14 protein-coding genes and 1 pseudogene are annotated in these 19,565 nt (G+C 61.1%); 12 read left to right on the top strand and 3 right to left on the bottom strand.

Annotation, left to right across the window (positions count from 1 at the left end):
- The first annotated feature begins 76 nt into the window (after positions 1–76).
- From R2669_RS10490 to R2669_RS10455, 8 genes are all read left to right on the top strand, one after another.
- Entirely contained in the window at positions 77–691 is a 615-nt protein-coding gene (locus R2669_RS10490; protein ID WP_147216723.1) for a TetR/AcrR family transcriptional regulator, read from the top strand.
- Between the two features lie 86 nt (positions 692–777).
- The gene (locus tag R2669_RS10485; RefSeq protein WP_147216725.1) at positions 778–1,917 is read left to right on the top strand and encodes an efflux RND transporter periplasmic adaptor subunit; all 1,140 of its coding nucleotides are present in this window, start codon (positions 778–780) and stop codon (positions 1,915–1,917) included.
- On the top strand, positions 1,914–5,036 hold the full coding sequence (locus R2669_RS10480) for an efflux RND transporter permease subunit (RefSeq protein WP_147216727.1): 3,123 nt from the start codon (positions 1,914–1,916) through the stop codon (positions 5,034–5,036). Before R2669_RS10485 ends, R2669_RS10480 begins: the two co-directional genes overlap by 4 nt.
- 1,080 nt (positions 5,037–6,116) lie before the next feature.
- Positions 6,117–7,010, top strand: coding sequence for a LysR substrate-binding domain-containing protein (locus tag R2669_RS10475; RefSeq protein WP_096745283.1), 894 nt, complete (start codon positions 6,117–6,119; stop codon positions 7,008–7,010).
- Positions 7,011–7,159: 149 nt separating this feature from the next.
- Entirely contained in the window at positions 7,160–7,909 is a 750-nt protein-coding gene (locus R2669_RS10470; RefSeq protein WP_147216729.1) for an SDR family NAD(P)-dependent oxidoreductase, read from the top strand.
- 92 nt (positions 7,910–8,001) lie between these two features.
- Entirely contained in the window at positions 8,002–9,327 is a 1,326-nt protein-coding gene (locus R2669_RS10465) for an MFS transporter (protein ID WP_102064632.1), read from the top strand.
- A 52-nt stretch (positions 9,328–9,379) separates the two neighbouring features.
- The gene (locus R2669_RS10460; RefSeq protein ID WP_316888384.1) at positions 9,380–10,231 is read left to right on the top strand and encodes a transketolase; all 852 of its coding nucleotides are present in this window, start codon (positions 9,380–9,382) and stop codon (positions 10,229–10,231) included.
- Entirely contained in the window at positions 10,228–11,229 is a 1,002-nt protein-coding gene (locus R2669_RS10455) for a transketolase family protein (RefSeq protein WP_316888382.1), read from the top strand. The genes R2669_RS10460 and R2669_RS10455 overlap by 4 nt, the downstream gene beginning before the upstream one ends.
- Before the next feature lie 453 nt (positions 11,230–11,682).
- Here R2669_RS10455 and R2669_RS10450 read toward each other — a convergent pair whose 3' ends face one another.
- Both R2669_RS10450 and R2669_RS10445 read right to left on the bottom strand, forming a co-directional pair.
- Complete coding sequence (locus tag R2669_RS10450) at positions 11,683–12,840, bottom strand: L-talarate/galactarate dehydratase (protein WP_316899998.1); 1,158 nt, start codon at positions 12,838–12,840, stop codon at positions 11,683–11,685.
- A 51-nt stretch (positions 12,841–12,891) separates the two neighbouring features.
- The gene (locus R2669_RS10445) at positions 12,892–14,250 is read right to left on the bottom strand and encodes an MFS transporter (RefSeq protein ID WP_147216737.1); all 1,359 of its coding nucleotides are present in this window, start codon (positions 14,248–14,250) and stop codon (positions 12,892–12,894) included.
- A 286-nt stretch (positions 14,251–14,536) separates the two neighbouring features.
- Between R2669_RS10445 and R2669_RS10440 the strand changes: the two genes are divergently transcribed.
- Positions 14,537–15,517 (top strand): LacI family DNA-binding transcriptional regulator, encoded by a 981-nt coding sequence (locus R2669_RS10440; protein WP_316888377.1) that lies wholly within the window; start codon positions 14,537–14,539, stop codon positions 15,515–15,517.
- 74 nt (positions 15,518–15,591) lie between these two features.
- Here R2669_RS10440 and R2669_RS10435 read toward each other — a convergent pair whose 3' ends face one another.
- Positions 15,592–16,527, bottom strand: a complete 936-nt coding sequence (locus tag R2669_RS10435; protein WP_102064638.1) for a LysR family transcriptional regulator — start codon at positions 16,525–16,527, stop codon at positions 15,592–15,594.
- Positions 16,528–16,650: 123 nt separating this feature from the next.
- Between R2669_RS10435 and R2669_RS10430 the strand changes: the two genes are divergently transcribed.
- The 3 genes and pseudogenes from R2669_RS10430 to R2669_RS10420 form a co-directional block, all read left to right on the top strand.
- Positions 16,651–17,988, top strand: coding sequence for an MFS transporter (locus R2669_RS10430; protein WP_147216741.1), 1,338 nt, complete (start codon positions 16,651–16,653; stop codon positions 17,986–17,988).
- Positions 17,985–19,370, top strand: coding sequence for an FAD-binding oxidoreductase (locus R2669_RS10425; RefSeq protein WP_316888374.1), 1,386 nt, complete (start codon positions 17,985–17,987; stop codon positions 19,368–19,370). Before R2669_RS10430 ends, R2669_RS10425 begins: the two co-directional genes overlap by 4 nt.
- A gap of 20 nt (positions 19,371–19,390) precedes the next feature.
- Positions 19,391–19,565: pseudogene (locus R2669_RS10420) on the top strand (electron transfer flavoprotein subunit beta/FixA family protein); the annotation flags it as partial.

Raw genomic sequence — 19,565 nt, 5'->3', positions numbered from 1 at the left:
ATCGAAGTTTTGAGTGACTATAGTACAAATCGGTCACAAGTTGTTCAACTATCTCGACTGGCGTAAGCTGAAGCCCATGAAAACCACTCCTTACCCCGTTTCCGCCCGCGGCCCGGCGGACCATGACGTACGAGATCAGATCGTCGCCGCCGCCACCGAGCACTTCAGTCGGTACGGCTACGAGAAGACCGCTGTGTCCGATCTGGCCAAGGCGATTGGTTTTTCCAAGGCCTACATCTACAAGTTCTTCGAGTCCAAGCAGGCCATTGGCGAGATGATTTGCGCCAACTGCCTGCGCGAGATCGAGTCCGACGTGAATGCCGCTTTGGCCGAGGCCGGGTCCCCGCCGGAGAAGCTCCGCCGCATGTTTAAAGCCTTGACGGAGGCTAGTCTTCGGCTGTTTTCCCACGACCGTAAGCTCTACGAAATCGCTGCCTCGGCTGCGACCGAGCGGTGGCAGTCGGTGATCGCCTATGAGGGCCGCATCCAGCAACTGCTGCGCAATGTCCTGCAGGAGGGGCGCGAGACCGGAGACTTCGAGCGCAAGACGCCGTTAGACGAGGCTACGGCGGCCATCTACCTGGTCATGCGTCCGTTCATGAATCCGTTGCTTTTGCAGTACAGCTTCGACTACACGGAGGTCGCGCCTGGGCTGCTTTCCAGCCTCGTACTCCGAAGCCTTTCTCCCTGACGCTCAGATTTTTGTATGTGACCATTGACTAAATTAGTCACTTGAACAAGAATGAAAGCCCAGATCATCCTGTCGATGGGGCTTTCATGCTTTCGCGTCGCTTTATCACCTCTACCGCTGTTCTTGCATTGCCGCTGACGTTGACCGCTTGCGGCGAAAAGGCTCCCGGCGACCCGCGCACCGAGGCCCCATTGGTGCGTGTTGCATTCGTTCAGCCCGTTGCGTCGGCATCCCGATCGTTCACGGGTGTCGTGGCTGCCCGGGTGCAGAGCGACCTCGGCTTCCGCGTGCCTGGCAAGGTGCTGGAGCGGTTGGTGGATGCAGGTCAGACCGTCAAGCGCGGGCAGCCGCTCATGCGCATCGACCCGGTCGATCTGAAGCTCGCCGCGCATGCGCAGCAAGAAGCCGTAGCGGCCGCCCGCGCACGCGCGCAGCAGACGGCGGAAGATGAAGCGCGCTACCGCGATCTGCGCGGGACTGGCGCGATTTCCGCTTCCTCTTACGACCAAGCTAAGGCGGCGGCGGACGCGGCAAAAGCGCAATTGAGCGCCGCTGAAGCGCAGGCGGATGTCGCCCGCAACGCCAGCCGTTACGCAGAACTCGTTGCCGACGGTGACGGCGTGGTCATGGAAACGTTGGCCGAGCCCGGCCAAGTCGTTAATGCCGGGCAGGCGGTGGTGCGCTTGGCTCACGCTGGCCGCCGTGAGGCAGTGGTCCAGTTGCCGGAAACGTTGCGTCCCGCAATCGGCTCGGTCGCGCAGGCCACGTTGTTCGGCAGGGAAGGCGACGGCACGCCCGCCAAGCTGCGGCAACTATCGGATGCTGCGGACCGGCTTACCCGCACGTATGAAGCGCGCTATGTGCTCGACGGCGATCTGGCCAACGCGCCGTTGGGCGCGACCGTCACGATTCGGATTCCCGAGCGGGCAGCGACGGCGCAAGGCGATCTTCAAGTGGCCGATTTGCAGGTACCCCTCGGTGCCGTGTTCGACGCCGGCAAGGGCCCCGGCGTGTGGGTCATCCAGGGTGATCCAGCGAAGGTCTCGTGGCGGTCCATCGCGCTCCTGCGCCTAAGCGATGAAGGCGCCCGCGTTGCAGGCCAGGTCAAGCAGGGAGACCGCATAGTCGCGCTCGGCGCACAACTGCTACGCGAAGGACAGCAAGTGCGCGTGGCAGGTCAGCAGGCCGCTACCGCAGTTGCTGCAATTGCAGAGGTGCGCCCGTGAGCCAAGGTCGTTTCAACCTCTCGGCCCTGGCGGTGCGCGAGCGTGCCGTTACGCTGTTCCTCATCTGCCTCATCTCGCTGGCGGGGCTTATTTCGTTCTTCAAACTGGGCCGCGCGGAAGACCCGGCGTTTACGGTCAAGGTGATGAACATCGTCACTGTGTGGCCGGGCGCCACCGCGCAGGAAATGCAGGACCAGGTGGCTGAGAAGATCGAAAAGCGCATGCAGGAGCTGCGCTGGTACGATCGCACGGAAACGTACACGCGGCCCGGTCTCGCGTTCACTACGCTAACGTTGCTCGATAGCACGCCACCATCGGAAGTGCAGGAGGAGTTCTATCAAGCGCGCAAGAAGGTCGGTGACGAGGTGGCCAACCTGCCGTCCGGCGTGATCGGACCCATCGTCAATGACGAATATTCGGACGTGACCTTTGCCCTGTTTGCACTGAAGGCACAGGGCGAGCCGCAACGTGCGCTCGCGCGCGATGCGGAGACGCTGCGCCAGCGCCTGCTGCACGTGCCAGGCGTGAAGAAGGTGAACATCATCGGCGAACAGTCCGAGCGCATCTACGTCGAGTTCTCACATGACCGGCTGGCGACGCTCGGCGTGAGCCCGCAAGACGTGTTTGCCGCGCTCAACAGCCAGAATGCACTGACGGCCGCCGGCTCGGTCGAAACGAAAGGGCCGCAGGTGTTCATCCGCCTGGATGGCGCGTTTGACGAGCTGCAGAAGATTCGCGATACGCCGGTGGTCTCGCAGGGCCGCACGCTGAAGCTCTCGGACATTGCCACTGTCAAGCGCGGTTATGAAGACCCCGCCACATTCATGGTGCGCAATGGCGGGCAGCCCGCGTTGCTGTTGGGCGTCGTCATGCGCGATGGATGGAACGGGCTCGATCTGGGCAAGGCACTCGACAAGGAAGTCGGCGCCATCAATGCGGACATGCCGCTCGGCATGAGTCTGACTAAGGTGACGGACCAAGCCGTCAACATCGCCGGTGCAGTCGACGAGTTCATGCTCAAGTTCTTTGCTGCGCTACTGGTGGTGATGCTGGTGAGCTTTATCAGCATGGGCTGGCGCGCAGGCCTTGTGGTGGCCGCAGCCGTGCCACTGACGCTCGCCGTGGTGTTTGTGGTCATGGCCGCGACAGGAAAGAACTTCGATCGCATTACCCTCGGGTCGCTGATCCTGGCGCTGGGCCTGCTAGTGGACGACGCGATCATCGCCATCGAAATGATGGTGGTGAAGATGGAAGAGGGCTACAGCCGCGTGGCCGCTTCGGCCTATGCGTGGAGCCACACCGCCGCGCCCATGCTGTCGGGCACGCTGGTCACGGCCGTCGGCTTCATGCCCAACGGCTTTGCGCGATCCACGGCGGGTGAATACACCAGCAACATGTTCTGGATTGTCGGCATTGCGCTGATTGCATCCTGGGTGGTCGCGGTGGTGTTCACGCCGTACCTGGGCGTGAAGATGCTGCCCGATTTCAAGAAGGTCGAAGGCGGCCACGATGCGATTTACGACACCCCGCGCTACAACCGCTTCCGAGTGCTGCTCGGGCGCGTGATTGCGCGCAAATGGCTAGTCGCGGGCGCGGTGGTGGGCCTCTTCGCCTTGGCCATTGCGGGCATGGCGGTGGTTAAGAAGCAGTTCTTCCCGATCTCGGATCGCCCAGAAGTGCTGGTCGAGGTGCAGATGCCTTATGGCACGTCGATCAACCAGACCGACGCGGCGACCGCAAAGATCGAAGCCTGGCTCGCCAAGCAGAAGGAAGCCAAGATCGTGACGGCTTATATCGGCCAGGGCGCGCCGCGCTTCTATCTGGCGATGGGGCCGGAGCTGCCCGACCCCTCGTTCGCCAAGATCGTGATCCGCACCGACAGCCAGGAAGAGCGTGACATGCTGAAGCAGCGGCTACGTCAGGCGGTTGCAGATGGCCTGGCCCCGGGGGCGCGTGTACGTGTCACGCAGCTTGTGTTCGGGCCATATTCGCCGTTCCCCGTTGCCTATCGCGTCACTGGCACGGATGCGGAAACGCTGCGGCGTATCGCTGCTGATGTGCAGCATGTCATGGACGCCAGCCCGATGATGCGCACGGTCAATACGGACTGGGGCACGCGCGTCCCCACGCTGCATTTCACCTTGCAGCAAGACCGTCTGCAAGCCGTTGGCCTGACTTCCAGTGCCGTCGCGCAGCAACTTCAATTTCTGCTCAACGGCGTTCCGGTGACGGCAGTGCGCGAAGACATCCGCACCGTGCAGGTGACGGCGCGCTCGGCCGGCAACGTGCGGCTCGACCCGGCCAAGGTCGGAGACTTCACGCTGGCCGGTGCCAATGGGCAGCGCATTCCCCTCTCGCAGATCGGCAAGATCGAGGTGCGCATGGAGGAGCCCATCATGCGCCGTCGCGACCGCATGCCGACCATCACGGTGCGTGGCGATATTGCCGACGGTCTGCAACCGCCCGATGTGTCGACCGCCATCAGCAAGCAGCTTCAGCCCATCATCGAGAAGCTGCCGAGCGGATACCGCATTGAGCAAGCCGGTTCAATCGAAGAGTCGGGCAAGGCGACGAAGGCCATGCTGCCGCTGTTCCCTATCATGTTGGCCGTGACGCTGCTGATCCTCATCTTCCAAGTGCGATCCATTCCGGCGATGGTGATGGTCTTCCTGACCAGTCCCCTCGGGCTGATCGGCGTGGTGCCGACGCTGATCCTGTTCGGCAAGCCGTTCGGCATCAACGCGCTGGTCGGCCTGATTGCGCTGTCAGGCATCTTGATGCGCAACACGCTGATCCTAATCGGTCAGATCCAGCACAACAAGGATGAGGGGCTGGACCCGTTCAGGGCCGTCGTAGAGGCTACGGTGCAGCGAGCGCGTCCGGTGATCCTCACCGCCTTGGCCGCCATCCTCGCCTTTATTCCGCTCACCCATTCGGTGTTCTGGGGAGCACTGGCTTACACCCTGATTGGCGGCACGTTCGCAGGGACGATCCTGACGCTGGTGTTCTTGCCAGCCATGTACTCCATCTGGTTCAGGATTGGGCCGGGCTATGCGACGAAGGCGCCGCCGGATCGGCATCAGACCGAACAACAGGCAGGGAGCCTTGTGCCGGAGTAACGCCGACTAGAAAGCGTATGTGCTGGGCAGGTGTTTCAGTCAGAGGGGCTTAATTTCATTGAAGAAGATGATTGCCAAGTCGGAAGTACCTAGCGTGCTCGCTCTCGCACCGCTGACAGCTTCGCGTGCCACGACGGTCGCCCAGTTTGAGCGGAGCGCGCAAAGGGAATGCGAAAGGCCCGTGATGGGAAATGGGGCCCTTTGATCCGCTCAGCGGCGGCATGCCGACCAGCACTCAGAATCAAGATGCCGGCACGATGAGGCTCACGGTGCCTCAGACGTTGTGTTGAATTCCGCGTATGCAGCGGTAAATTTTGGCTCACGCCTGCCCCGTGTTACCTCCGTTCTCTCTCGACCTTAGGGGCAGGCGTTTTTTTATTGATTGCATTCTGGAGTGACGGGCGCGGGAGCCTCGACACCCCCCAGCTTTTTTATAGAGCGGGCCAACAAGCAGGGTGGTCCTAGGCTGGAAGCGGCCTGTGGAGCAGGACGTATCACTACACCGATCGCCCGTTCCGGGCATCTACATCACACTCCCCGTGCTTGGATGAGCGTTCCTGTTGTCCTCCGTCGCGTCACTGCGATCTAGGAAGAACGGAACGGCCTGCCCGCAGCGACGGAGAACTCCTGCAGGATAAGTGACTGAAAACAAAGGAAAAGATGCTGAGGCTGCCGCCTTGATCGTCGAGGTAGTTCCAAATTGAGTGACTGAAGTTCCAAATGTCGAGATTCACTCAACGCTGAACCGGTAGGTCAGGATTTGCAGGCCTTCCCGGCCGAGTTGCTCGGCCAACGTTGAACTCGTGGTTCGCTTAACTTTGAACTATCCGCGTTTTGGTTCACGTAACTCTGAATTTTCGCGGGTGCCCGTCGGCCCTGGACGTCCTGATACAACCTCTCTGGAAATCCGACGCGCTAGGCGAGCGCAAGTCACAAGCTGCCTGCCCGCTCTCGGGATCGAAACAGTGGAAGAGAGCAGGGATTAGCCCACAACTGAGTGTGGAACTGTCCATGCCGCACAGCAAAAGAGGCTAGGCTTCGTATTCCGTCAACTGCTCGCCGCGGCCCGCGATGCGAAACATGCGTATTCCCCCAATGAAGGCGATCATCGCGTTCGAATCCGTCGCGCGGACGAAGAGCGTGAATCGCGCGTCCGAAGAGCTTGGCCTGACAGCGTCGGCTGTCAGCCACCAGATCAGCAATCTGGAGGCGGCGATTGGCCAGCCTTTGTTCTTCCGGCAAGGGCGCGGCTTAGTACTGACGCCCGTAGGTGAGCAGTACTTGCGTGACATCACGGGGGCGCTTGCCGACCTGGGCCGCGCCACTGAGCGCGCCTCCAGCCGCGCCGAAGTTGAGATCTTGCGCGTGCACTCCAGCCCAAGCTTCGGCCTGATGTGGCTATTGCCCCGGCTCGCGGCGTTCCAGGAGGACCACAGCGACATCCGCTTGAATGTCTCGTGTTCGTATGAGGATGTCTCGTTTACCAGCGGCTTTTACGACATCGATATCCGCTATGGACACGCACATTGGCGCGACGTCCAGATCAAGACGCTGCGCGGCGAACGCATTGTCCCGCTGGCGTCGCCCGCATATCTAGACAAACACCCGGTGTCATCCCCGGAGGATTTGCTCGCGCATCGACTCATTCGATCCGAAACGCCGCTTGTGCAGTGGCAGCAGTGGTTCGCGCGTGTGGGCGTTGAACACATGCATGTGGCGTTCGACTTTGCGTTCGACCGCTCATACATGTCGCTTGAGACCGCGGCACTCGGGCTTGGCGTGGCGTTGGAGAGCACGTTGCTGGCCTCGGTCCTCGTGGCGCAGGGGCGGCTGGCGCCAGTGTTTGGCGACGACCACGCGCTTGAGGTCGCTGGACACCACATCGTGTTTCCACCACAGAACGCCGACCTGCCCCGCGTGAAGCGCTTTCTTGCCTGGGTCGACCGGCAACTGACGCTGCATCCGACGACATAGCGCCGCAGGCTTGTGTGGTGCAGCGCACCAAGGCCGTCGCGGCCCATATCTGAAAATTTCTCAGCCATAGTTGAATCCAACTGCGTTGATCGAATCGTCTGCTGGAACAACACTGCAGCCAACAAGATTCCAACAAGCAGGAGACAACGATGTTGCTCGAGAACAAGGTAGTCATCGTGACCGGGGCGGCCTCGCCCCGCGGTATCGGCAAGGCGACGGCGAAGGCGCTTGCTGCACACGGTGCACGGGTGGTGGTGCTGGATCTGCGGCTTGAAGATGCAGAGCAGGCGGCGCGCGATCTTGGGGACGGGCATCTGGGCCTCGCCTGCGATGTAACCGATCGCAGCGCCTGCGATGCCGCTGTGCAAGCCGCTCTCACCAAATACGACCGCATTGACGGTCTCATCAATAACGCCGGGATCACGCAGCCGCTGCGCACGCTGGACATCCAGGCCGGCAATTTCGATGCTGTGGTCGATGTGAACTTGCGCGGCACGCTCTATATGTCGCAGGCTGTGTTGCCGCACATGAAGGCGCACAAGGGCGGCAGCATCGTCTGCATGTCGTCGGTATCCGCACAGCGTGGCGGCGGTATTTTCGGTGGCCCGCACTACAGCGCCGCAAAGGCGGGCGTGCTGGGGCTGGCCAAGGCCATGGCACGGGAATTTGGTGGCGACAATGTCCGCATCAACTCCATCACGCCGGGGCTCATCCAGACCGACATCACCGGGGACAAGCTCACGCCCGAGATGCGCGCGGAGATCATCAAGGGCATTCCGCTCGGCCGGCTTGGCGATGCGGCCGACGTTGCCAACGCGTGCCTGTTCCTCATCAGCGATCTGTCTGCCTACTTGACAGGCATCACGCTCGACGTGAACGGCGGCATGCTGATCCACTGAACGACCCACACCGCCATGGCTGGCATACCGGCCGTGGACTTCTTCGAGACACATGCACCCGGGCCCACCCGGGGCACATGGTAGGAGACACCATGACCACGAAGTTTGCATCGCCCTTGCCGGGCGACGAGTCGGCGCGCGCGGATGCGGCCACGTTCGAGTCCCGCACCTACGCCAAGGTTGCGCGTCGGCTCATTCCCTTCCTGATGATCTGTTACCTAGGCGCCTATCTGGACCGCGTCAACGTGGGCTTCGCCAAGCTGCAGATGCTCAACGATCTGCGGTTCAGCGAGACGGTGTATGGCTTGGGCGCCGGCATTTTCTTTCTCGGCTACTTTCTCTTTGAAGTGCCAAGCAATGTGATCCTGCACAAGGTGGGCGCGCGCAATTGGCTGGCGCGCATCATGTTGACGTGGGCCGTCATCTCAGCGGGCTTTGCGTTCGTGAGCACGCCGACGTCGTTCTACGTGCTGCGCTTTCTGCTCGGGGTCGCCGAAGCGGGCTTCGCGCCGGGCGTCATCCTGTACATGACGTACTGGTTCCCGTCGCAGCGCCGGGCCAAGGCATTGTCGATGTTCTTCATGGCGATCCCGCTGGCAGGCATCGTCGGCGGGCCGCTGTCGGGCTACATCCTGCATACGTTCCACGGTGCGGCGGGGTTGGCCGGCTGGAAGTGGCTGTTCCTCATCGAAGCCTTGCCTTCGCTGCTGCTGGGTGTGGCGATTCTCTTCTATCTCGACAACGGGATTGCCAACGCCAAGTGGCTGACCGATGCGGAAAAGGCGCTGCTCGAGCGCAACGTCGCCGGCGACAACGCACAGAAAACCGCACATGGTTCGGTGGGCGCCTTCATCGCCGACCGCCGCCTGTGGCTGCTGGCTGCCATCTACTTCTGCGTGGTGCTTGGGCAATACGGGCTGACGTTCTGGCTGCCGACGTTGATCCGCAAGGCTGGCGTGGCGGATCCGCTGTTGGTGGGCGTGTTCACCGCCGTGCCTTACGTATGCGCCATCGTCGCGCTGCCGCTGATCGGCATGAGCGCTGATCGCCACCGCGAGCGCCGCCTGCATCTTGCCGTGCCGATGGTGGTGGCGGCCGCCGGGTTCGCAGCGCTGCCGTTGATTGGCAACGTAGGCGCCGCGCTGGTCTGCCTGAGCATTGCTGCCGCTGGGATCCTGTCTTCGTCATCGCAGTTCTGGTCGTTGCCCACCGCCATGTTGGGCGGCATGTCGGCCGCTGCAGGCATCGCTGCAGTCAACTGCTTCGCCAACCTCGCAGGGTTCTTTTCTCCGGCCATTGTCGGCTGGCTCAACGATCTGACGGGTAAATCAACGGCGGGGCTGATCTTCATCTCGTCGGCCATCGTACTTGGCGCCGTGCTGGTGTTCTTCGTGCCGGCGAAGACCGTCAACCGTTGAGCCGGTGACTGTCTCTGTCGCCCGTGCTCCCCGCTTCATCACAGGAACAATCATGACTTCCACATCATTGCCACCGACCGACGCCGTGCCCCTGGCCGAGCGCGCTTACCGCATCCGCCGCAACGCGCTCTTGATGGGCGAAGTGCAAGGCCAGGGCTACATCGGACAAGCGCTGGACATTGCCGACGTGCTTGCCGTTGCCTACTTCGGCGCCATGCGCTATCGACCCGAAGACCCCGACTGGGGAGGCCGCGACCGCTTCTTGCTCTCCAACGGCCACTATGCGATCGCGCTCTACGCCGCCTTGCTCGAAGCTGGCATCCTGCCTGCCGAAGAGCTGGAGACATACGGCAGTGACGACAGCCGCCTGCCGATGTCTGGCATGGCCAGCTATACGCCCGGCATGGAGATGTCCGGTGGCTCGTTGGGGCAGGGGCTCACGATTGCAGTCGGCCGCTGCCTCGGCCTCAAACGCAAGGGCTCCGACGCGTTCGTCTACACGCTGTTCTCAGATGGCGAGCTGGATGAGGGCGCCGTGTGGGAGGGGTTGCTGTCCGCCGCGCATTGGAAGCTGGACAACCTGATCGCCGTGGTGGACGTGAACAACCAGCAGGCCGACGGCCCGTCGACGCAGATCATGGCGTTCGAGCCGTTGCTGCCGAAGCTTGAAGCGTTCGGCTGGTTCACCCAGCGCGTGGATGGCAACGACATCGATGCGGTCAAGGCCGCCTTCGATGCAGCGCGCGCGCACAAGGGTGCACAACCGCGCATGATCATCTGCGACACCCGCATGGGTTGCGGTGTTCCGTTCCTGGAGCAACGCGAAAAGAATCACTTCATCCGCGTTGATGCGCACGAATGGCAGCTCGCGCTGCAAGCACTGGAAGCCGGGAGGACCGCATGAGCAGCACCGTCATCAACAAGCCCAAGCTGAAGACTTCGGCAATGATCGCGTCGATCGCCGGGGAAGGGCAGGCAACCCGTCCAGCACCGTTTGGGCATGCGCTGGCCGAGTTGGCGCGCGTAAAGCCGAACGTCATCGGCATGACCGCGGACCTGGGCAAATACACCGATCTGCATATCTTCGCCAAGGAATTTCCGGACCGCTACTACCAGATGGGCATGGCTGAGCAGTTGCTCATGGGCGCCGCCGCCGGCTTGGCCAATGAAGGTGCACAGCCGTTTGTGACGACCTACGCTGTCTTCGCCACCCGTCGCGCATACGACTTCATGCACCAGACGATCGCCGAAGACAACCTCGACGTAAAGATCATCTGCGCGCTGCCTGGGTTGACCACCGGCTACGGGCCGAGCCACCAGGCCGCCGAAGACCTCGCGCTGATGCGCGCCATGCCGAACATGACCGTCATCGACCCATGCGACGCGCTGGAGATCGAGCAGATGGTGCCGGCCATTTCGGCGCATGAAGGGCCTGTCTATGCGCGCCTGCTGCGCGGCAACGTGCCGGTGGTGCTTGACGAATACGGCTATCAGTTCGAGCTGGGCAAGGCCAAGCTGCTGCGCGACGGCGCCGAGGTGCTCGTCATCTCGTCGGGCATCATGACGATGCGCGCGCTCGAAGTGGCCAAGTCGCTGGAGGGCGATGGCATTGGCGTGGGCGTCCTGCACGTGCCGACGATCAAGCCGCTCGATACGGAGACGATCCTGCGCGAGGCACGACGCTCAGGCCGGCTCGTGGTGGTGGCGGAGAACCACACCGTGATCGGCGGGCTGGGCGAGGCGGTCGCAGGCACGTTGATGCGCGCCGGCGTCAGCGTGCCGTTCCGCCAGGTGGGACTGCCGGATGCGTTCCTGGATGCCGGTGCACTGCCGACGCTGCATGACCGCTACGGCATTTCCACCAATGTCATGGCATCCACGATTCGGGGATGGCTGGACTAACAAAAACGCCTCCGCCCGTCGGTGGAGGCGTCTTTGTCATTCAGGGTCGAATTTCTTCGCATTCGTCGGATACTGAGTATCTGACGCGACGAAAGCGCATTTCGCCTTCGTAAGTTTCAGTTTGCTGGCTTTCATGGCTTGGCGATAACGTTCGTCAACTTATGCCAAGCGAGGTTGGCGCCGCGTAAGCAGTCGTGGCAAGTCCTCGAAGGGGTCACATTTACAGTCCCGACAACGCCGACACTCGCGCTGAACCGTCTTTGACTGTTGCATCGCGAGCATTTGCAAGAGTGCTTCGCGGGGCGGAATCTTCTCCCGTCGCTTCCCTGCCTTTCTTCGCTTATGGCAAAAGATCGGATCGATAAGACCTCTAGCAACAATATCGCTCTCCCCCCGCTCACAGGATGGCGTCGTTTCCATCCCGAAAGAACGCGGGTCCTACTTCCTCTATTGTCAATTTGTGATTTCAGTCGCCTGAGCGGTCCAACCTGCGACCCGCTCGCTCAAGGACAACCCAAGGCCCGGACGCGTGGGGACAATCATCCGCCCATCGCGGGTGTCCAGCTTCTCGTTGAACAGGGGCTCCAGCCACTCGAAATGCTCGACCCACGGTTCCCGGGAATATGCCGCCGCAAGGTGAACGTGTAGTTCCATTGCAAAGTGCGGCGCAAGCATGAGGCCCGCGTGGTCCGCCAACGCGGCAATCCTGAGGAAGGGGGTGACGCCTCCAACGCGCGGGCCATCCGGCATGAGGTAATCCGCCCCGCGCTGTCGGATGAATTCCCAGTGCTCTGACACGCTGGTCAGCATCTCCCCCGTGGCGATCGGCGTGTCGAACTGTGCGGCCAGGGCGGCATGGCCCTCTGCGTCATGGCAATCAAGCGGTTCTTCGATCCAAACCAGGTTGAATTGCTCGAAGGTGCGGCACATACGCTGTGCAGTCGGTCGGTCCCACTGCTGGTTGGCGTCCACCATGAGCGGGAAGTCATCGCCGAGATGCTTCCGCACCGTTTCGACACGCTTCACATCCAAGGCGCGATCCGGCTGACCAACCTTGAGCTTAATACCCCCGATGCCCTTGGCGCGCGAGATGTCGGTATTGACGAGCAACTGATCAAGTGGGGTATGCAGGAACCCACCCGAGGTGTTGTAGCAGCGAACGGAATCACGTTGCGCACCCAGTAGCTTTGCAAGCGACAAATTGGCACGTTTCGCTTTCATGTCCCACAAGGCGACATCGAAGGCGCCGATAGCTTGGGCAGCCAAGCCGCTTCGGCCCACCGATGCGCCAGCCCAAGCGAGCTTGTCCCACAGGCGCGCGATGTTATTCGGATCTTCGCCGATGAGTGCTGGCGCGATCTCCTTGGCATGCGCAAACTGGCCTGGCCCACCTGCACGTTTGGAATAGCTGAAGCCCAGACCGCGATGGCCGTCTGCCGTGCTGATCTCGACAAACAGGATGGCGATTTCCGTCATCGGCCTTTGGCGGCCGGTGAGGACTTTCGCGTCGCTGATTGGGGCAGCAAGGGGCAGGAAAACAGAACTGATGCGAATGTGCTCGATGCGGTCGCGAGCGAGCTGGCCGGTAAGAAGGCTGTCAGGATGATTCATGGTGATTGCTAAAGAGAAGAAATGGAAAGTTTGACTGCTGCTACATCGAGATCAGGGCAACGATTTCGCGGCAGCCGTTGATGAAATCGAATTGATATCGGGTGCGGCTTCGGAGGGAAGGCGCTCAAGCTTGCCGACCACCAAGAGATAAGAGAACGCACCCGCCAGAGCGACGCCTGCAACGTAGGTGAGCGCAGCCTCGAATGAACCGGTCTGCTTGATCATCCAACCTATGGCCAACGGCGTAACGATGCTTGCGAGATTGCCGCACAGGTTGAAGATGCCGCCGCTGACGCCCATGGCTTTCTTGGGCGAGACATCGCCCACGATGCACCAGCCGAGATTTCCAATACCCTTGGCGAAGAAGGCGATCGACATCACGAGCACCACGATGGCGGTCGACTGCACGTAGTTGGCAATGACGATGCTGCTGGACAGGGCCAGCCCGGTAATGATCGGGATCTTGCGGGCAGCGGTCAGACTGAAGCCACGCTTGAGCATCCAGTCAGACCACAGGCCCCCGATCATTCCGCCCAGGCAACCGGCAACGGCGGGAATCGCTGCCACCACGCCCACCTTCAAGATCGACATGCCCTTCGCCTCGATGAGGTAGGTCGGGAACCATGTCAGAAAGAACCACGTAATAGACGTCAGGCAGAACTGACCGATATAGATGCCCACCATCATGCGATTGGCCGAGATCGCTTTCAACTGACGCCAGCTGAACGGACTCGGACCATCTGTCATGGTGGGCAGGCCGCCGCCGGTGGAGATGTACTGAAGTTCTGCGGCGTTCACCCGGGCATGCCTGGATGGTTCACGGACGACGCGTAGCCATACCAGTCCGAGCAAAACACCTACGGCGCCCGTAGTGAAAAAGACGCACTGCCATCCCCATGTACTGACGGTGAACGTCATGATGGGTGTGAATGCTGCCAGCGCGAAGTACTGGGCTGACTGGAACACTGATGTCGCTAGCCCCCGTTCCTGCGTGGGAAACCACATCACCGTCAGCCGGCTGTTGCAAGGGAACGCTGGCGATTCGGCTATTCCCATCAGGAAGCGCAGCGCGAAGAGGACGATGAAGGCTGACGCTGCAAACAGGTGCACGTAGCCCTGGAGGAATGTCAGGGCAGACCATGTAAGCAGGCTGACTCCAAGCACGATTCGCGCACCGAACCGGTCGAGAAGCAGGCCGCCGGGGATCTGCATTGCCGTGTAGGCCCATCCGAAAGCCGAAAACGCGATGCCCATGGCCATTGCGTCAAAGCCGAGGTCGTGGCGCATCGCGGGTGCCGCGATAGACAGCGTGGCGCGGTCCACATAGTTGAATACCGTCACGATGAAGATCATCGACAAGATGAACCATCGCACCCCGGTTCGATGCGCGAGTTGAGTTGGCACGGTCATACGGGTCTCCTGTGGGATGCCAGGCTCGCTTCTAATTGAGCGAGATCTTTCTTTGCCGGGCCGCCTTCGGTGTCATGTGAAATACGGCACCCGACGAAGCCATTATTAGATGATTGCGCAATCATTCAAGCGGAATTGATTGCGCAATCATCCTCGTTTACCCTGCGGTTACCGAGGGTGACGAAAACGTCCTCCATCCATCCCCCACTGACTCTGCCGGGAGGGCAATATGGCCAGAAAGCCGAAAAGCCGGTCGCAAGGCACGTCTGCCGACGGGACGTCCAGCGTGACACTCATCGATGTGGCTCGCATGGCCGGCGTCGCGCCCATGACGGTTTCGCGCGCCCTGAATCGTCCTGAACTCGTCCGAGAGGAGACGCAGAAGAAGGTATTGGCGGCTGTGCGGGCAACGGGATATGTGCCAAACATGCTTGCCGGCGGCCTTGCCAGCAGCCGCAGCCGGTTGGTGGCTGTTCTGCTGCCTACCATTGCCAGCTCCATCTTTGCCGAGACAGTCCAGGCATTGATGGATGGATTGTCGGTGGCGAACTACCAGACGCTGATAGGTTTGACTGGCTACTCCGCCAGTCGTGAAGAAGCCTTGGTCGAGGCACTGCTGGGGCGTCGGCCAGATGCCATCGTTCTTGCGGGAACCGACCACACCAGCACGACTGTCGACCGCTTGACCAGAGCCGGCATTCCCGTCGTGGAAATCTGGGATCTGACCGAGAAGCCCATCGACATGGCCATCGGCTTCTCACACGAACAGGTCGGACGGGACGTTGCTCGCCACCTAGTGAAGAAGGGCTATCGCCGCTTCGGCGTCATCTCGGTCAACGACCCACGCGGCTTGCGGCGATGTGAAAGCTTCAAGGCAGAGCTTGCGAGACAAGGCATCGGCGACTGTCCGTTCGAAACACTGCCCGCACCGGCAACGCTTGAGGGCGGGCGGCGCGGGCTGTGGCGCATGCTCGAATACACAAGGCCTGACATCATCGTCTGCAGCTCCGACACGCTTGCTGAGGGCGTCCTGATGGAAGCAGCCAGCCGGGGCATGCACGTGCCTGACGATCTGGCGGTAATGGGTTTCGGCGATCTGACCATGGCGGCGCAACTGCACCCCGCGCTATCCACGGTCAAGGTCGGCGGTGCGGATATCGGCAAGCGGACGGCAGCAGCTTTGCTTGAACGGTTCCAGATGGCCGCCGCCCGAGGCCCGGTGTGCATCGATACCGGTTTCTCCATCATTGATCGGGAGAGTGCCTAGTGCAGCAATCGTCCGGGTGCGGCGACACGATTGCATAACTGGAAGATTCTCGGCTGCCAGCGTCTAGCGAAAGATCATTTAGCTTTGCTCGCCGCCATCCCGAGATCGTCTTTGCCCCTGAGCCAGTCGACTAGATGATCGCGAAACCCTTCAGCCGCAGGCGACACTGTCCGGCTAGTGGAATGGTAGAGACACACCTGCCGCATCACCTCTGGATCGACGATGTGTCGCATCACCAGACCAAGCGGGCGACCCAGCAGGCCAACATAGGCCGGTGCAAGCGTAAGCGCCAACCCCTCGGCCGCCATCCCCAGCGCTGTACTGATGTTGTCCACGATATCCATGGGTGCAATGCGCTCGTGTTCGTCTGCGCCGGCTCGCATCAGGGATACGTTGCGTTCGTAGTCCCGCCCCGCCGCAACGAGCGGCTGATGACGCAAGTCTGCCCATGCAATTTCCCGCCGCTTGGCGAGTGGATGGCTGCGCGCACACCAAAGCACCCAAGGACTTTGGAATAGGCCGACGCTCGCGACATCCTCCGACACCCCCTGGTCAGGTCCGATGGCGAGATCAACGTCAGCATTGACCACCATGTTGATGAGATCGTCCACCGCCGCGTCGCGGATGCGAATCACGACCTTAGGGTGATCTTTCACATAGGCCTTGATTGCCGCGGGCAGGATGGTGCTGGCAACCACCAGGGGCGCAGCGACGCGCACGATGCCCGCCGCGCGATTGCGGATGTCATCCGCGGATGACTGGGCCAGTTCAATGTGCTTGAGCACGCTTCTGGCCGGCGCCAAAAACTCGCGTCCCGCTGGGGACAGCATCACGCTGCGGGTCGTCCGATCAAACAGTCGAAAACCCACCGCCGCCTCGAGTTCCGCCACGAGTTGGCTGATTGCCGAGGCTGACAGACTCATTCGCTCACCCGCTTTGGCAAAGCTACGAACGTCGGCAACGGTCAGGAAGGCGCTGAGTTGTCGCGGGGTGAAACGCGCTTGAGACATGTTCGACCGATTAATAAGACGAGCTTAATGATAGGCCACTATTCATCGATTGTGTTGTTCTATGCCGTGCTGCATGCTCGCGCCAGTCCAAAGAAAAAAAACGATTCCACCCAAGGAGACACCATGGCGCACCCCATCATTGCGGCCCTCGCCACGACGGGCGATTCTGAAGAACGCACCTACAGAAAAGTCACGTGGCGGTTGGTCCCGTTTCTTTGCCTGTGCTTCGTGATCGCGTTTCTAGACCGCGTCAATGTTGCTTTTGCCAAGCTTCAGATGGTTTCCCAGTTGGGATGGAGCGAGCAGGCCTACGGTTTCGGTGCGGGAATCTTCTTCCTCGCCTACTTCCTCTTTGAGGTTCCGAGCAACCTCGTCATGCATCGCGTAGGCGCGCGACGCTGGATCGCGCGGATCATGATCACGTGGGCGTTGCTCACAGGCGTCATGGCGTTCGCACACTCCACCACGGCGTTCTACGTAGTGCGCTTTTTGATCGGGGCGGCCGAAGCGGGGTTTTTTCCCGCCATCATCCTGTATCTGACCTACTGGTATCCCGCCAACCGAAGGAGCCGCGTGATCGCCATCTTCATGACGGCCATCCCGATCGCTGGGGTCAGTGGGGGTGTGCTATCGGGGTGGATCCTGACTGCGCTCGACGGCTATCACGCTTTGGCCGGCTGGCAGTGGCTCTTTCTTGTCGAAAGCGTTCCCTCGCTCGTCATTGGCATCGCCGCCCTTTTTTATCTCGACGACAGCATTCATGCCGCCAAATGGCTGACCCCGGCGGAGCAGCAACTGCTGGTTGCCAACATTCAAGCGGATAGCCAACGCAAAACGACGGTTTCATTGTCTGCTGCGTTTCGACGACCCCTTGTCTGGGTCTTGGCACTCGTCTACTTCGGGGCAGCCATGGGCCAGTACGGATTCGGGTTCTGGCTTCCTTCCATCATCAAAAATCTGGGTGTGAAGTCGCCCTCTGAAGTCGGGCTGCTGTCCGCGATTCCGTATGCGTTTGGTATTGCGGCCATGCTCGTTGTCGGACGCAGTGCCGATCATCGAAACGAGCATCGCTGGCACTACTTGGTGGCGGCGATTGCGGGAGCGGCCGGGTTGGCCTTGAGTGCTGCATATAGCGATCATCGAGCCGTCTCAATTGTGGCGCTTACGCTGGCTTGCATGGGTCTGCAGTGTCTTGCGCCTGTGTTCTGGCGAATTCCAACTTCCCTGCTGGGCGGCGTTGCAGCCGCTGCTGGCATCGCGTTGATCAACTCAGTGGGCAATCTCGCCGGCTTCCTGAGCCCTTACATGGTCGGCTGGATTGTCGATCACACCGGCAGTACGAACCTGGCGCTCTACGTCATTGCCGGATGTCTCTTTGCGTCGGGCGCCATCGTATTCGCGCTTCGAGACCAGTCGCACAAGGCCGCTGCCAGCCTGCTCAATCAGGAATCTGCATCATGAAACACCACCTAGAAGACTTGTACGCCGCCCTGGTCGACGTGCTCGGAGAGGCTTGCATCGTCCGTGACGAGGACCTCGTGTCGGCGTACGCCGGCGACTGGAGCGAAGCGCCAAGGCAGTTGCCCGGACTGGTTCTGCTGCCGCAGACGTCGCAACAGGTGGCTGCCGCGCTCGACGTGTGTTCGCGCTTTTCGCAGCCTGTTGTGGTGCAAGGCGGTCTGACCGGGCTTGCCGGTGGAGGCACGCCGCGCCCGGGCGAGATTGCGCTTTCGCTTTCGCGGCTGAACCGCATTGAAGAGATCGATGCGGTTGGCGGTATCGCCGTCGTACAAGCTGGGGTGGTCCTTGAAGCGCTGCAGAAGAGCGTTGAAGAGCACGGGTGGTCATTCCCCTTGGACCTCGGTGCGCGAGGATCCTGCCAACTGGGCGGAAACGCTGCTGTCAATGCGGGGGGAAATCGCGTCATCCGCTACGGAACCATGCGCGCAATGGTGCTGGGCATCGAAGTTGCATTGCCCAACGGTACCCTCCTTACGATGCTCAACCGAGTGGAGAAAAACACCACCGGCATCGACCTGAAGCATCTTTTCATTGGCAGTGAGGGGACGCTGGGTGTCATCACGCGGCTCGTCTTGAAACTGACCCCCAAGCCGACCAGTTCGTGCACCGCGTTGTGTGCACTGCCTTCATTCTCGTCCGCCGCTCGACTCCTTAAACAAGCGCGTATGGCGCTGCCCAGCCTCTCGGCATTTGAGGTGATGTGGGCCGATTTCATGGCAGCGGCCATGCAGGTTGCATCGCTTCGCCAGCCATTTGCAGCGGAGGCGCCCGTCTACGTCCTGATTGAAACGCAGGGTGCCAACGAGGAGGAAGAGCGTCGGCAGCTCGAGACCTTCCTGGGCGACGCGTTGGAAGCGGAGACGGTGATGGACGTCATCGTTGCGCAGTCGCTCGATGACAAGGAACGGCTATGGCAATACCGGGAAACTGTCGGCGAACTGCTGGCCCAGATGAAACCCCACGCTGCGTTTGATGTGGGAATCCCGATGGCCGCCATGGAGACGTTCGTGAGTTCGACCCGAGAGGTTTTGACGCGAAGGTTTCCAGATCAGCGGCATCTGTTCTTCGGACACATCGGCGACGGCAACCTGCACGTCCTGTCGGGCCCTCACCTGACCGACGAGAACCTGCATTGCGTCGAGGACATCGTCTACACCGCGGTTCGGGACGTGGGTGGCTCCATCTCTGCGGAACATGGCATCGGCGTTATCAAGAAGGCGTTCTTGCACAACAGCCGGTCCACGGAAGAGATTTCGTTGATGCGCAGCCTCAAGGCATTGTTCGACCCGAACTCCATTCTGAACAGCGGCCGGATTCTATAAACAGCAAGAGGGAAGGCACGATGAAAGTCCTGGTCGCAGTCAAGCGCGTGATCGATTACAACGTGAAGGTTCGCGTGAAGACGGACGGCAGCGGTGTCGATCTGGCCAACGTCAAGATGAGCATGAACCCGTTCGACGAGATCGCCGTGGAAGAAGCGGTCCGCCTGAAGGAAGCGGGCGTCGCTACCGAAGTGA

The organism is Ralstonia edaphi (assembly GCF_958350185.1).
GTDB classification, from domain to species: domain Bacteria; phylum Pseudomonadota; class Gammaproteobacteria; order Burkholderiales; family Burkholderiaceae; genus Ralstonia; species Ralstonia edaphi.
This window is presented reverse-complemented; position numbering and strand designations above follow the sequence as displayed.